The following is a 14,731-nucleotide window of genomic DNA, read 5'->3' as shown; positions in this document are numbered from 1 at the left end:
ACTGGACGCCATCCGGCGCCGTGAACGTCACCGTGCCCGACGTCGCCTCCGACGGGTCGTCATTGTCCGTGCCGTCGTCATCCGCGCTCTCGCCCGAACCCGCAGGCTCGCCACCACGCTCGGCGAGGCCCCGCTCGAAAACGATGGTACCATCTTCCTCGACACCCGGCGTGCGGATTTCGACCGACGCGTCGCCGATATCGATCGTCAGCGTCGCCGTGTCGGTGTCCCCGTCGCCGTCCTTCAGCGTGTAGGTGAACACATCCTGGACGCCACCCGCCGTGCCTGGATTGCGCGCATAGCTGTATGAGCCATCCGAGGAGATCGTCAGAACGCCGTAGAGACCCTCAACCACCGTACCGGTTGCGACAGCGGTGGCTGGTCCTTCGGCAGAGGTCGCGATGACAGAGGACACCACTGCGCCATCCGCACCGGGTGTATCAGCGCCATTGTCGCCATTGGCTTCAGTATCCGTGATCAGATTGCCCGTCGCCGGGCCGAACACGCCGGGCTCGATCGTGTCTGTGTCGTCCACGGCAACCGGGCCATCATCAGTGATGGTGATCGTGAGATTGGCCGTTGCCGTATCACCATTGCCGTCGGTCACGACGAATTTGAAAACGTCTCTGACGATATCGTTCGCACCAATCTCACCCGGATTGGCGTGATCTGTGGTGTTCTCTGACAGGAGATATTCGAACTTGTACGTGCCATCGCCGTTCCGCGTGACGAGCAACGTTCCGTATGCGCCTTCAACCCGACCGCCATTCGTTACATCCACGCTCACGCCACGCGCGTTCGTAACCATGAGCGAAGCGAGGCCATCATTGCCGGGATCGACGAGAATATTGCCCAAAGCCGTGGTCGTGCCGCCACCGGATCCGGAAGCAAGTGCACTCTCGTTCACCTCGCCGGGCCGCGCTCCGATCCCTACAATGCTGAGCTCGGGAACATCATTTTCCTGTTCTTCGCGAAGTGACGGAAACAGCTCACGCCGCTCCGGTGCGCCGAATTGCAATGCCGTGGGAGGAAGGAGGTCGATTACCGGGCCGGCATCACCGATACCGCCATTGGGTGTGGTGAAATTCCCGCCGCCACTCTGCGTGGCAGAGGAAACGACGGTCAACGCGCCATCAGGGCCCGCGGCAACGTCGATGCCATTGGCCTGAAGCGCAGCGGTGAGCGCCAGCTCGGGTATTTCCACCTCCCCTATCAGGAAGGTGGGTACCTTCAGAGCGGCATTGAGGATTGTGATGCCCGAACCATCGGGTTGAACCAGAACCAGATTGTCGCCATCGAGTTTGATCTCGTCTATGGAGACACCTTCCGGGAGCCGAACGATGTTGTCCGCGCCCGGTGTTATCGTTTCGGGAACCTCGAGAACAACCGATGTGGCCCCGGGTTGACCAGCGGCGGGATCGACCGGGACCGGTTCTCCGGCGCTATCATCCTGTGCGACCAGAAGTGCGGGCCGATCGACCTGACCGGATAGGTGGTCTGTCGCTTCTCCGACAGCATTCGTGTGTGCGTCGGACGTATCGGTGCGATCTTGGTTGGCCATGATAACCCCCGGGAAACAGATTTCCAGGAAGCGGGCCACACCGGTCTAATTGGCACAATGCAATGTAAAGCGGATCGATATATTATTTTATTCGCTTATGTGAGATATTTATTTCTGGTTAATCTAAAAGTATATCATGATATATATTTCAATATAAACCGCTTCTTTCACATCCTCAGGGCGACGTGTCGGCGGCTCAGAAATGGTTAGCGGAAAATTACACATCAAATAAAACTTTTATATAAATACGCTTAAATCCGCAAACCCATAATAATCCTTGCCGCTTAATCGGCATTTCATCTGCATCCTCTATCTTTTCCACAAGATCCGAGGGCGGAAAGATGCATTTAATAAAAAATATACATACTCGGTGGGGTGCGTCATTTCTATTGTCCGCACTGCTACTGACAGCAACGCCCCAGCCGACTGTTGCAGGACATATTGCAACAACGCTCACCTCCTATTTTACCACATCCAGCGTGAACTTTCCTACGGCTTCAACCGCCATTGCGGCGGCCGGCGATAGCCTTGCCCGGTTAAAACTTCGGTGGAATGCGGCTGTCGGCGAGCTTCCGGCGGGAAAAATTGATGCTACAGCCTCCTCCACAATGGAGATGCGACGCAAAAAGCTCAAGAACCCTGCTTCTGCAACAGGCGTGTTCGGGTCAGTGGCCATCCCTTTCAAGGCTCTCCCGTCAGCCGCAAGCTGGCAGCGCGTTTACCCGTCAATCGAACGGGCGGAATTCGCCAAATGCACAGATGACCGCGATTGCGCACCACGCGGGATCGCACTTTCGCACCTGGTTCAGGAGATCAAAGCCAAGCCGTTTCTACAGAAGCTGGACGCGATCAATCGAGCGGTCAATCGTTCTGTCACCTATATGTCGGACCGCGCCAATTATCGCCGGTTGGATGTATGGGCAACGCCGATGCAGATCATCAACCGCGGCCGGGGAGATTGCGAGGATTATGCAATACTCAAGATGGCTGCCCTCAATGCGGCCGGGGTTCCCCTGACAAGCATGTCGGTGGTTGTGCTTCAGGACCAGAGCCGTTCCCTGTTTCACGCGGTATTGGCCGTTTCCACGACCAAGGGACACTATATTCTCGACAATCTGCATGATCGGGTGATGAAAGACACCGCACTCCCGAACTATCTGCCTCTCTATTCGCTCAGCGGCCAACGCTCCTGGATCCACGGCAAGGAGCGCGATGATTCCATGGTGGCAGCGCTTGCCCCTTTGCCGCGCGATGTGGCACCTGGAGAAGGCTTCAAAGCCGCTTCCGGACACGGAATAGCCAATCAACGCACCACCGCGAACTGACGGATGTCCATGTTTCTCAATTGGGCAAAATGAATCCGATGATCGCCTCCCGATCAATCAGCGGGGCGAGAATTGCATTGAGGCGACCGCGGATCAACTGACGCTCGACGCCGATCACGAAGCCGACCGTCGCCGGCCCGCTGCCCTCGATCCTGAGTTTTTCGATCAAGTCTGAAAACTGGATATCCAGCGACAGTCGAACGCCCTGTCCCGTGGCGTCGGAAGCCAAACTTGACAGGCGGGACTGGACGAAACCGATGAATGCCGGATTGTAGGCCATCAATTGTTTGTCACCGGTCAGTGCAAAACATGGTGAGGGGCTCGCCATGACCTGATTGCGCACCGCCTGTCGACCGGTCTTGCTAAGGGCGGCTTCCAGCTCCTGCTGCAGATAGGTTACCGCCTCGACCCGCAAAGCCGAGGACAGGTTCGCTCCCTTTTCCAACCGGCTTTCGCAAGCCAGGATAACGTCGCCCACAGAACAATCGCGTGCATCGGCGATCTTTTGCAGCACCGTCCAGAAAATCTCTTCGAGGCGAATGCCCCGTCGAACGCTACCGACGCGGAGCACACGGAACCTGGGCTGGAAGGCCCAATCCTCATCTCTCGGGATTTCAGCAGGTTTCATCATGGTTGCTCACCGCTCGCGAAGCGCTTCATTGCGCGCCTTGTTGATCGGCTTCATGAGGTAGGCGAGTATGGTCTTCTTGCCGGTCATAATGTCGGCGGTGGCCACCATGCCGGGAAAGATCGCATGGCTTTTGCCGTCCCGGATCAGTTCGGCCTGATCGGTTCTGACCCGCACTTGATAGTAGGTTTCGCCGGTGTTTTGATCCACAAGACTGTCGGCGGACACATTCGATACCTCACCTTCGAGCCCGCCATAGATCGAGAAATCATACGCGGTTACCTTGATGAGCGCGGGCTGCCCGGGCCTGACAAAGGCGACATCGCGGGGTGAAATTCGTGCTTCCACCAGCAATGTGTCGGACGTCGGTACCACGCCGGCCACGACTGTACCTGGCTCCACATAGGCGCCAATCGTGTTCACCTCCAGGGTGTTGATAATGCCGTCCACGGGAGAACGGATATCCGTGCGTGCCACCCGGTCACTCGCACCGCGAATGGTCTCTTCGATGACGGAGAGCTCCGCCAGCGCCTGCGTTTTCTCGGCCAGCGCCTCCTGCTGCATCTGCAGGGCAAGCTCATCGATCTGCAGCGTTGCCTCGTTTATGGAGGCCTCGATGCGCTCGACGGCCTCGCGGGTGGATTCGAGCTGGCCACGGGTTTCGGCGAGTTCCTTCTGGACGCGCAACAATTCCGTCTGCGCGACCAGCTTGCGCTTGACCATGGGCGCCAAAAGATCGGCTTCGCGCTGCGACAGCTCCAGGTTCTCTTCCAGCCGCGTGATGTTGGCGCGCGCTTCGTCGAGCTCATTCAACCGCTGAAGGCGTCGCTCGATCAGAACAGAGCGTTTGTTCCTGATAGTGTCCGCACGGGCCTTCAGAAGCCTCGCCTCATTCTGGCAGATGTCTGGCGCAACCTCCTGCAGCTCTGCCGGACAGACATATTCCCCTTCGAGCTCGCCTTTTTCCTCCAGTTCAAGCCGTGTGACCTGCGCGCGCAAGGCGCGTGCACGTGCAGCCGCTTCCCCAAGTGATGACGCCGTCGCCGTGTCATCGAGTTGCAGGATCAGATCGCCTTTGCTTACGGCCTGCCCAATCGTCACAGCGATTTCCTGAACGATACCAGCCTCGCTCGATTGAACGATCTGGGTTTTCGAGACCGGTATGATCTTGCCTTCGCCACGGGCGATCTCCTGCACCTCGGCAATCGATGCCCAGCCTATGAAGGTCATCATCAGGGCTGCGATCACGACCAGCCCCAATCGTGCAGCCAGTGGAGGACGGTCCATTGCAATCCGCCTTTCTTCTTGCCTGAGCGCCCGATGGAAGAGCAGCAAGAGGCCTATTGTTTCCTTCCCGAACGCCCGCTCCCGGCGTTCTTCTGCAATTCCTCGATCACCCTCTCCTTGGGCCCGTCGGCGATGACGCGCCCCTGATCGATCACCACCAACCGGTCGACAAGCTGCAGCATGCTGTGCCGATGGGTGGAGATGATCAGCGTCACGTCTTCGCGGAAGGCCGTTTTCATCCGGGCGATGAGTTCGCGCTCACTCGCCAGATCCATGGCTCCCGACGGCTCATCCATGAACACGACCCGTGGATCGCTGAGCAGAACACGAGCGATGGCGACTGCCTGTCTCTGTCCGCCTGAGAGCTGGCTGCCACGCTCGCCCACCGGCATGTCGTATCCTCTCGGATGGCGGGCAACGAAAGCATCGACGCCAGCCGCTTCCGCTGCGGCAACCAGCTCATCGTCCGTTGCGCCCGGCTTCGCCATCAGGAGGTTTTCCTTCACCGAACCCGAAAAGAGGTCTGCGCTCTGCGAGGTGAAAACGACGGCGGAACGCACGACGGAAGGATGATATTGACGGATGTCCACGCCATCCAGGAGCAGGTTACCGCTGGAGGGTGGATAGAGGCCGGCCAGAAGCCGGCCAACGGTGGTCTTGCCCGACCCGATGCGGCCGATTATGCCGACGCGTTCCCCGCCCTTGACCGAGAGATTGAAATCCACCAGCGCCGGGCTTGCTGCCTCGGGATAGGTGAACCCCACATTGCGAAAGTCAACGTCACCGGAGCGGATCTCGCGATTGACGAACCCCGCACTCTCCGGCCGATCCTCCGGCTGTTCCATGATCGCGTTGAGAATGCGCAGGGACAGAAGCGCCTGACGCATGCGCGAAAGCGTCATGGCGATCTGACCAAGCGGAGCCACAGCTCGGCCCGACAGCATGACCGTGGCGATGATTGCACCGGTGGAAATATTGCCTTCAGAGAATTCATAGGCGCCGGCAACCACCAGGGCGACCGTCACAAGCTGCTGAACGAACTGCGTCATGTTCGCTGCCCATGCGGACAACTGCTTGATGCCCTCCGCGGTACGCGACGCGTTCTTGGCCAGTTCGCTCCAGCGGCGCAGCAAAGTGCGTTCGGCGCGGAGGGATTTCACGGTTTCGATGGTGGAGATCGTTTCCACCAGCAGCGACTGGCGTTGCGCGGCTTCATTGTTGGCGGCTGCCACACGCCGGCCAATCCGGGACTGGGCAATCAAACCGATGATCAGGGCAAGCGCGAATGCCGCCGCGGGAATGACCGCGAGCCAGCCGGCAACACTGTAGATGACGGCAATGAACACGAAGACGAAGACGCTGTCGATCAGTGTGCTGATCGTGTTCGAGGTAAAGAATTCGCGCACGAACTCATACTGAGTGACCCGATTGGCATATTCGCCCGTCGACATCGGGCGAGAGGCCATGGTGGCATGCAGCACCTTCTCGAACAGAAGGTAGGACAGTTTGAGGTCGGCCTTGCGGCCGGCATAGTCGATCAGTGCCGCGCGCACGCTTTTCAGAAGCAGGTCGAAGAGGATCGCGCCTGCGACGCCCAGCGCCAGAACCCAGAGCGTGGCTGTCGCCTGATTGGGCAGCACCCGGTCATAGACATTCATGACGAACAGAGGCGAGGCCAGCGCAAGCAGATTGACGAAGAGAGCTGCTATGGCGACCTGGGCATAGGATTTCCAGAACGGCGCAAGCGTGGTCGTGAGCCAGTGGCGTTTTTCGATCTGCTTTGCCTGGGTCGAGTCCGTGCTTTCCGACTGGTTCAGATAGATGACACTGAAAGAAAGGATCAACCGGATGTTTCTGGAGAGAACGTCCTTCAGCGCAATGCCTTCTTCCGCGACAGGATCGGGGAGAAGCGTGGTGCGCAGGTGATCGTTGGGCAACGGCTCGAGGAGCGCCTGTGCCGTGCCGTCTCCGAAAACGACGAGCACGGGCAGATCGAGCGCGCCACCGGCGAGTTCACGCCGGCTGTGCTGCTCCACCTCGAGCCCGATGCGCGCGGAAAGGCGCTCTATGTCCTCAAGGGATGGGTTGTCTTCATCGAAAGGTGTGTCCGAAAACAGTACCGTCTCCGAGCTCGGACGGGCCAAAAACTGCGCAATCTCCCGAAAGGCAAACCTGAAACTGCCTGCCTGAAGCGGCGTGCCGGCCACGGGATTATTGCGGAGCTGTTCCACCTTCCTCCTCTATGCCACCTTGCCTGTCCGGCAGCTATTGCGACCGGATCGGAGCGAGAAGATCGAGCGGCAAATCGTTCGTCTGTCGCGAAGGCAGCCTCTTGTAGGTTTCGGTCGGTGCCGTCTCCGGCACGTTGAATTCCGCGCGCGCATAGGCCTCGGACTGCTTGGCACTCGTCAGGTTCATCGTCGAGAGCAGCGTCCCTGTTGCGGCGAGTATGCGATACTCGGCAAAACGCGCAGCGTACTGGGCTGTCTTGGACAGAACGTTGACGCTGAACCGCGTGTTCTGCGCGCCAAGCACATCAAGCAAAGACCGCTGGCCGACGACCAACTGCTCTCTATAAGAGTTGACAAGCTGCGCGTTGGTCTGGGCCTGAGCACGTAGTGTGCCTGCCAGATCTATCTGGCGCTGGCGCCGATCCCACGAAATACGAACCGCTTCCTCCACCTCGCGATAAGCCTGGTGGAGCACAAGACGCTGTTCGCTGGCACGGCGGATCTGCTCCTGCTCGTTGGCTACGTCGATGCCGCCGCGGTAGAGGTTCCACTTGGCGACGATGCGCGCCTGAAGATCATTGGTGCGCCCATCGGCACCGTCTATATCGTAACCGGCACGAGCGCGACCTTCCGCGCTGATCTCGGGCAGCATGTTGGAGCGGGCGGCATCGACCAGAGCGTCGGCCGCGTCGATATCGGCGTTGGCAACCTTGATGCGCGGATTGTTGGCGCGTGCGATGCCGATCGCCTTGTCGAGGGAGGATGGCAGGGCGGAGGCCACCGAGCCCGGCATGGATGGATTGGTAAGCGGTTTGCCGACAAGCTTGTAGAAGCGGATCTTCGCCGCCTCCAGTTCTTCTTCGGCTTCCTTCTGCCGCGCTTTTGCGGAGAGCATACGCTCCTGCGCCTGCTGCCTGTCGGCTTCCGTAAGAGCGCCGCCGGAAATCAGAGACCCGATATCCCCCAGCATCGACTGATGAAAGCCCACATTCTTCCGCGCTTCGTTTACGATTTCGACCTGCAGCAAATATTCCAGATACTCACGCACCACCTGCAGGGCGATGGTCTCGGACCGCTCCAGAACACGGAACGAAGCGGAGTCCACACGCGCTGCCTGACGCTCGAGTTCGGCCCGTCGCCCGCCACCATCAAACAGCTTCTGCGTTATCGACAATCCAATTTCGGCCGGATAAAGCGGGTCATCCTCAATACCCACGCCGCGTCTTGAGGGGTTGTCGAGCCGGCGCGCACCGACGGATGCTTCAAGATCGACGCTTGGCAGGAAAAGCCCTCGGGCCTGGCGCAATTCAAACTCGATTGCTTCGCGGTTTTCGATCGCCTGACCGATCTCAGGATTGGATTCGAGTGCCACCGCCATCGCTTCCTTCACCGAAAGCGCGTTCGCGCTGGTGGGGAACAGAACCGCACCGCCCATCAATGCAGCCGCGAGAATACTCAGTACACGTGATTTGTGTGTCATCACCCCCCCTTTGCTTGCGCCTCCACAGGCACAACCAACGGACCTGTCCAGATTAAAATCCAGACCTTCAATATTATTTTATGCTAAGCTAACTCCCCTTGGCTGGCTATTATATACGCCACACCAATACCTCTTTAGGATTAGTTTAGTCGACTCATTTTGAGAAAATGTTGCCATTAAGCAACAAAAACTGAATTCTATTAAGCATTTCAACCATAAAATGTATAAAATATTGTCAGTTTTGCTGTCCTATCTCACTATAACCAGCGTTCCTATTTTGACATTGCTATAAAGTGTTATAACATCCTCGTTCGTCATTCGAATGCATCCTGAGGAAACTGCCTGACCAATTGTCCAGGGCTCGTCGGTGCCGTGAATGCGAAACAGTGTAGAACCGAGATAAAGGGCGCGCGCGCCAAGCGGGTTTTCAGGCCCTCCCTTCATCACAGAGGGGAGAATGCGGCCGTTAGCCGCCTCACGCCTGATCATCTCGATTGGCGGACGCCATTCCGGCCATTCAGCCTTTCTTGTAATGCGCTCCCTGCCGCGCCAGGCAAATCCTTCGCGCCCCACACCGATCCCGTAGCGCACCGCCGTTCCATCGCCGCGCAAGTGATACAACCGCCGCTCGGCCGTTTCTATTACAATGGAGCCTGGGGGAAGATCTTCCGAGAAAGGCACGACCGAAGGCTTTAGCGTGGCATCAGCCCAGGGCGCCTTGAAAGACAGAGATCGCTCGCGCCTGACCCACGTCCCGGTTGCCGGATCGAACTGGCGCACGGTGGTGGTTTGCGCATCCGCCGTGATCATCGGAAGCGAAGAAATCACCAAAATCAACGCACTTGCGACAAGTTGCAGTACGGCCCTGCGCAGGGTCCTGAGAGGCGCACGTTTCACCCTGATTGGCGAAGGGAAGTTATTCCAGAGTATCGTTTTTTGCCATTTCAAACGTCTCTCCCTCGATCCGTATTGAGGTTGCGTCAGGTGCCGAGAGAGATCTGCTACGCCCATCCTCACAAACGAGGACAGGCCGTTCCGCGATTTCACAACTGATCTCCGTATAAAGATTCTCCAACGGCTTGCCTCGTGCGATGATCAGAGCATCGTTCCCCAATCTCAGGACATGCCCCTCATTGCGCCCTATGAAGGCCGAGACCCCGGCCGCCCCAAAAGTCCCAATGAAACCAGATCGGTCGGCTTCGCCAATGCGCTCCTTTGCAAGACCATGCCGTTTGGCCGACATCGCCCATGCATAACGTCTCAGAACGCCGACGCGCGAACCATAAAGCGCTGCGATGTCTTTGTGCATTTCGGCCGCGAACGGCATTGGCGCCTGGAACAACCTCGCGCCACGCTCATTGGCCAGCAAGAAATCGGTAGCAAGCAGAAACAAGCATCCGCACACCATAAGCGATTTGAGTTTCATCGCCACCCCTTGGGCGGCCTTCGCACGAACGCACCGCCTCTGCTGCAAAAGCAGACCGGATTTCGGACTGGGCGGCCCGGGGCCAGCCCAGGCAATATGGGCTGCTTGCTTTGATCATTGTGCGGCTAAATAACCGGCCTGTCCAGTGCATCGGGAACAACCGGCTGGCCTAGTGGAAGCGAAGACGATCACTTCAGTCAGGACTATTCGTGACTGTGACCGTTCTCTTCCGTTTCCAATGCATTGAGCGCGCTCAACCGGAAGCCGCCGGCATCGCCCTGGCGCGCTTTCTCGAGCTGCTCCGAAGCAATCCTCATCAGGCCACGAAACTCTATCTGGTCTTCGAAGATCACCCCGCCAATATCAAGTGCGAGTTCGACCGTTTCCCCCTGCGCAACAAAGGGGGCCTTTGCAACGGCATTGCGTATGCGCTCACCGACATCACGCGCCTGTTCCACTGTCGCGCCCGGCAAAAACACCCCGAATTCGTTTCCACTCAGGCGACCGACGACATCGCTGCGCCGCACATTGGCCCGGATCACCGATGCGATCTGGCGCATCGACTCCTCGCCGCAACTGAAGCCGTATTCTATGCTGATGTCGCGCGTATTCTCCGCTTCGACAATCAACAACGCACCGAAGGTTCGGCCCGCTTCGGACACCGTTGCAGCGCGACGCCGCTCCACCAGCGTGGTGAACATGTCGCCGTTGAAAACCTCAGTCGAAGGGTCATGAGCGGCAGCGAAGTTCCTTTCTCGCTTTACACGCCGCAGCTGTTCACTCACCAGACCGATATAAGCAAGCAGAGGTGCGGCAATGAACAGAGGCAGCACCAACGCCGCAACCAGACTGCGCTGGTAGGGATTGATCTCGTCCCCGAAGAACAGGAGATAGTGGATACAAAAGGAAAGCCCCACTGCAGCGACGGTGCCAAGCAGCGTGAAGGCAATGAGCCATGTCCAGCGCGGTTTGCGTTGCAAGAGCGACTTGTCCATATGCTTTCAACGCTCCCAGTGTGACTGAGTCGTTGATAACCGGCAAACTTCTAACAAAAGCTTCATCGAAAGATCGCGTTTTAACAATCAGGGGGCAAGCTGTGCCCCTACGAGGTCAGGCCTCCGGTACACTCTATCGTTCGATTTTCAGCGGAGCGGTGAGTCGAGCAATGGCCATCGAGCGGTGATCGTTAAAATGCATTCTATATAGTTTGTTTGCCGGTTACGATTTTCTGCGCATCATCATTCAGATGCGGGGGCATCGAAAAAGGACCACCATGCCGACGAATTTTGCATCCGTACACGCTTATCTGGAAAAGGCGCAGGCGGAACTTACCGGCGCTGACTCGACAACCCAGCAGTTGCGAGAAGCTGTCGGGCTGCTGATGGATGCTGCTCTCAAAGCTGAGTATTCTGCAAAGCCAAAGTCGTGCGAAGTTATCCTCTTCCCACAGTCAGGCGCGCCTGGACCCAAGCGCACCTCAAACCACGGGTAGGACACGAGCAGCGCCTCCAAGAGAAAATCTCATTCCGCATCGCTGCAGATCCGGTCGCGGGCCTTCTCCGCCTCACGCGCAATCATTCTCGCACTTTCGCTGGCGCTTTCCACATGAATGGTCGTCCCGGCGTGGTCCAAAAAGACCAGAGCTACATCGGCTTCCGGGCCCACCATCACCGCCGCGATCCGTTGAAATTGCGGATCACCATCAAGTCTACGATTGAAGAGAACACTTCCACCCACATCATTCAGGGCGGCTAGAAGAGCGGTCTCGAAACCCTGCGCAATCAAGTCTGCAAGGTTCAGCAACAATTCCAGCTGGACCACCTCCAGCGACACTTCTTTCGACACTTCTACGCTACTCGAATCACTACACACGCTGAGAAGTTAGCCGGGGTATCAGAAGCCGGGCAACCAAGCCACGGGAACAGTTTGCGTCATAATGAAACATGACTCCATTGCTTTTTTTTTTGCGCCCTCGCTTCCGGGCCTCATACAGATTTCTACCCTCTTCTGAGAGAACTAACCTGCAATTCGGATACGCATAAGCAGCGGAAAATTATGTCTTGAAATCGATTACATTTGCCATACAATCGATTTCATTGGCGTGGCAGGGCACCTGCGGAGGACACGTCAACGGGAAGGAAACGCACGATCGGCAACGGGGCCTCGGCTGCCTGCGCCGCTGGTGTCTGTCATCAGGGAGGAACTCATGAAACGACTGGTAACTGTCGCCCTGGCCGCTGCTGCCCTTGCGGGTACCGCACTCTCGGCCATGGCTGAAGATTTCAAGATCGGGCTTTCGAACGGCTGGGTGGGCAGCGAGTGGCGCACGCAGATGATCGAGGAAGCCGAACAGGCCGCAGCCGCCTGGAAGGACAAAGGCGTGAATGTCGAAGTGGTTGCGCAGAGCGCCAATGTCGACGTGCCCGGCCAGATCGCCCATGTGCGCAATTTTATCAGCCAGGGCGTGGACGCGATCATCATCAACCCGAACAGCCCGACGGCCTTCGACCCCGTGTTCGCGCAGGCCAAGGAGGCCGGCATTCTGGTGATCGCCACCGATGCCGAGGTTTCTTCGCCCGACGCCCTTTATGTGGGTATCGACCAGAAGGGCTGGGCGATGGAAAGCGCCAAATGGCTGGCCGAGACGCTGGAAGGAAAAGGCAAGGTGGTCGCCATCAACGGCGTTGCGGGTCACCCGGCAAATGAAATGCGTGTTGCCGGCTATCGCGAGGTGTTCGGCGAGCACGAGGGCATCGAGATCGTCAATGAAGTGAACGCCAACTGGGACCAGGCGCAAGGCCAGCAGGCGATGCAGAACCTGCTCGCCACCTATCCCGACATTGATGGCGTTTGGGTGCAGGACGGCATGGCCGCCGGCGCGTGGCGCTCCATCATGGATGCAGACAAGGCGGGCGACATTGCCGCCACCGGCGAGATCCGCAAGGACTTCATCGACATCTGGACCGAAAACGACCTCAACTCCGGCGCTTCGGTGAACCCACCCGGTGTGATGGCAAGCGCGCTCAATGTGGCTGTTCTCATGCTGCAGGGACGCGAATTGAAGGAACCGGCCACGGCCGGGCAGTACAACAACGCCATGTATCTGCCCATCCCCTTCATCAGCTCGGAAAACCTGGAAGAAGTGGCCGCCTCGGTTGAAGGCAAGCCGGGCTACTATTCCTATACGAGCTCGCTTTCCATCGAGGATGCGGAAGCGCTGTTCAAGTAAGCCCGCTCCATGAATGCCGCGCCGGCAATGACTGGCGCGGCGCTCTCTTCGGGAAAATGTCATGACCAAGCTCAAGCTCAGCGGTGTAAGCAAGGCTTACGGCGCCACCCTGGCGCTACGCCGCGGCGACCTCGCACTCGACACGGGCGAAGTGCACGTGCTGATCGGCGCCAATGGCTCCGGCAAGAGCACGCTTTGCAAGATCATGGCGGGCAGCGTGCGGCCCGATGCGGGCGAGGTGTTGCTCGACGGGCAAGCTGTGACCGTCAGTGGGCCGCGCGCGGCGCAGGCGCTGGGCATCGGCATTTTCTACCAGGAACTGAGTCTGGCCGATCATCGCAGTGTGGCCGAAAACATCTGCCTGCCGGACCTGCCGAAGAAGAACGGGTTTTTCGTCGACCGTGAAGCGCTGCTTGAGAAGGCTGGCCGCTACATTGCGCTTTTCGAGAGGGTTGCAGGCGACAGCCTGCATGCCACGGCTACCGTCGGCGATCTGCGGGCGGATCAGCGGCAACTGGTCGAGATCATGAAGGCGCTGGCGACTGAAGCGCCGATCCTGATTTTCGATGAACCCACTTCCGCCCTCGACCGCGCGCAGGTGGATCGCTTTTTCGAAATTCTTCGCGACCTCAAAAGTGAGGGGCGAAGCATCGTTTTCATCTCGCATCGCATGGATGAGATCTTTGCCATCGGCGACCGCGTGACCGTAATCCGCGATGGCGAAACGGTGGGCACCGAAGCCATCGCAGACACAAGCCCCGAAGCGGTTATCCGCATGATGGTGGGCGTACAGGAAACGCTTGCCACGCCACAGGCGGCTCCACCGTCGCATGAGGCCTCCCACGAAATCGCACTGACAGTGGAGAAGCTCACAGGCTTGGGCTTCCGCGATGTGGATTTTGAGGTGCGGCGCGGTGAAATCCTCGGGCTTGGCGGCCTGCATGGACAGGGGCAATCCGCGCTGCTCAAGGCGCTGTTCGGCGCACCGCCAGCGCGCGCGGGGCAGGTAGTGCTCAACGGGCAGCCGCTTCGTACCGAAAGCCCGCGCGCGGCCATTGCGCAGGGCATCGCCTATGTTTCAGGAGACCGCGGGCGCGATGGTGTGATCAGCGGGCGACCGATTCTCGAGAATGTCACGCCCATTCACGCGCTGCGGAACAGGCTTGTGCTGGCGAGACCCGGGCCGCTCTCTGAAAAGGCGCTGCCGGCGCTGAAGGCGCTGAACACCAAATTCGCCGGGCTCTCCCATTCCATCGGTTCGCTGTCGGGCGGAAACCAGCAGAAGATCGTGATCGCCCGCTGGCTCATCGACAAGCCGGATATCCTCCTTCTCGACGACCCGACCAAGGGCATCGACCTTTCGGCCAAGGCGGACCTTTTCGCGCTGATCCGCAGACTCGCCGAAGAAGGGCTCGCCATCCTTCTCTATTCCTCCGAAGACGCGGAGCTTCTGAACAATGCCGACCGGATTCTGGTCTTCAACGGCGGGGCAGTGAGCCGCGAGCTGAGTGGCGCGGACCGCACCCGCTACAATCTCTACCAGGCAGCCTACGAGGCGGCATGA

The 14,731-nt window shown here is 58.6% G+C and carries 12 protein-coding genes; 3 read left to right on the top strand and 9 right to left on the bottom strand.

Annotated elements, in window-relative coordinates; translation table 11 throughout:
- Positions 1-1,561 (bottom strand): VCBS domain-containing protein (locus tag H7H48_RS18595; RefSeq protein ID WP_229450615.1); only part of this gene is annotated, 1,561 nt, incomplete at its 3' end.
- 614 nt (positions 1,562-2,175) lie between these two features.
- Here H7H48_RS18595 and H7H48_RS18590 point away from each other — a divergent pair.
- A complete protein-coding gene (locus H7H48_RS18590) occupies positions 2,176-2,886 on the top strand; it encodes a transglutaminase-like cysteine peptidase (protein ID WP_229450613.1) in 711 nt (236 codons plus the stop codon).
- A gap of 16 nt (positions 2,887-2,902) precedes the next feature.
- Here H7H48_RS18590 and H7H48_RS18585 read toward each other — a convergent pair whose 3' ends face one another.
- The 8 genes from H7H48_RS18585 to H7H48_RS18550 all read right to left on the bottom strand — a co-directional run bounded on the left by H7H48_RS18585 (position 2,903) and on the right by H7H48_RS18550 (position 11,783).
- Positions 2,903-3,517, bottom strand: a complete 615-nt coding sequence (locus H7H48_RS18585; protein WP_229450611.1) for a ribbon-helix-helix domain-containing protein — start codon at positions 3,515-3,517, stop codon at positions 2,903-2,905.
- Between the two features lie 6 nt (positions 3,518-3,523).
- Positions 3,524-4,801 carry an HlyD family type I secretion periplasmic adaptor subunit gene (locus tag H7H48_RS18580; protein ID WP_229450609.1) on the bottom strand — a complete coding sequence of 426 codons (1,278 nt, stop codon included), beginning with the start codon at positions 4,799-4,801 and terminating at the stop codon, positions 3,524-3,526.
- 53 nt (positions 4,802-4,854) lie between these two features.
- On the bottom strand, positions 4,855-7,032 hold the full coding sequence (locus tag H7H48_RS18575) for a type I secretion system permease/ATPase (protein ID WP_229450607.1): 2,178 nt from the start codon (positions 7,030-7,032) through the stop codon (positions 4,855-4,857).
- 34 nt (positions 7,033-7,066) lie between these two features.
- Positions 7,067-8,467 carry a TolC family outer membrane protein gene (locus tag H7H48_RS18570; RefSeq protein ID WP_229450646.1) on the bottom strand — a complete coding sequence of 467 codons (1,401 nt, stop codon included), beginning with the start codon at positions 8,465-8,467 and terminating at the stop codon, positions 7,067-7,069.
- 294 nt (positions 8,468-8,761) lie between these two features.
- Positions 8,762-9,460, bottom strand: a complete 699-nt coding sequence (locus H7H48_RS18565) for a L,D-transpeptidase (RefSeq protein WP_229450605.1) — start codon at positions 9,458-9,460, stop codon at positions 8,762-8,764.
- Positions 9,429-9,938: a hypothetical protein gene (locus H7H48_RS18560; protein WP_229450604.1), complete on the bottom strand. Its 510-nt coding sequence runs from the start codon at positions 9,936-9,938 to the stop codon at positions 9,429-9,431. The genes H7H48_RS18565 and H7H48_RS18560 overlap by 32 nt, the downstream gene beginning before the upstream one ends.
- Before the next feature lie 203 nt (positions 9,939-10,141).
- Positions 10,142-10,933, bottom strand: a complete 792-nt coding sequence (locus H7H48_RS18555) for a GGDEF domain-containing protein (RefSeq protein WP_229450602.1) — start codon at positions 10,931-10,933, stop codon at positions 10,142-10,144.
- A gap of 526 nt (positions 10,934-11,459) precedes the next feature.
- Entirely contained in the window at positions 11,460-11,783 is a 324-nt protein-coding gene (locus tag H7H48_RS18550) for a hypothetical protein (RefSeq protein WP_229450600.1), read from the bottom strand.
- 361 nt (positions 11,784-12,144) lie between these two features.
- Here H7H48_RS18550 and H7H48_RS18545 point away from each other — a divergent pair, with 361 nt between their 5' ends.
- A complete protein-coding gene (locus H7H48_RS18545) occupies positions 12,145-13,167 on the top strand; it encodes an ABC transporter substrate-binding protein (RefSeq protein WP_229450598.1) in 1,023 nt (340 codons plus the stop codon).
- A gap of 61 nt (positions 13,168-13,228) precedes the next feature.
- Entirely contained in the window at positions 13,229-14,731 is a 1,503-nt protein-coding gene (locus H7H48_RS18540; RefSeq protein ID WP_229450596.1) for a sugar ABC transporter ATP-binding protein, read from the top strand.

The sequence above is a fragment of the Nitratireductor sp. B36 genome (assembly GCF_020833685.1).
In the GTDB taxonomy this organism is placed as follows: Bacteria; Pseudomonadota; Alphaproteobacteria; order Rhizobiales; family Rhizobiaceae; genus Nitratireductor.
Note: the sequence above shows the minus strand (reverse complement) of the source record. Positions and strands in the feature narration are given on the sequence as shown.

Excerpts from the sequence above, each read along its gene's own strand:
- H7H48_RS18580 (WP_229450609.1), bottom strand. The coding sequence starts at position 4,801 with ATGGACCGTCCTCCACTGGCTGCACGATTGGGGCTGGTCGTGATCGCA.
- H7H48_RS18570 (WP_229450646.1), bottom strand. The coding sequence starts at position 8,467 with ATGGGCGGTGCGGTTCTGTTCCCCACCAGCGCGAACGCGCTTTCGGTG.
- H7H48_RS18590 (WP_229450613.1), top strand. The coding sequence starts at position 2,176 with ATGCGACGCAAAAAGCTCAAGAACCCTGCTTCTGCAACAGGCGTGTTC.
- H7H48_RS18585 (WP_229450611.1), bottom strand. The coding sequence starts at position 3,517 with ATGATGAAACCTGCTGAAATCCCGAGAGATGAGGATTGGGCCTTCCAG.
- H7H48_RS18545 (WP_229450598.1), top strand. The coding sequence starts at position 12,145 with ATGAAACGACTGGTAACTGTCGCCCTGGCCGCTGCTGCCCTTGCGGGT.
- H7H48_RS18540 (WP_229450596.1), top strand. The coding sequence starts at position 13,229 with ATGACCAAGCTCAAGCTCAGCGGTGTAAGCAAGGCTTACGGCGCCACC.
- H7H48_RS18560 (WP_229450604.1), bottom strand. The coding sequence starts at position 9,938 with ATGAAACTCAAATCGCTTATGGTGTGCGGATGCTTGTTTCTGCTTGCT.
- H7H48_RS18555 (WP_229450602.1), bottom strand. The coding sequence starts at position 10,933 with ATGGACAAGTCGCTCTTGCAACGCAAACCGCGCTGGACATGGCTCATT.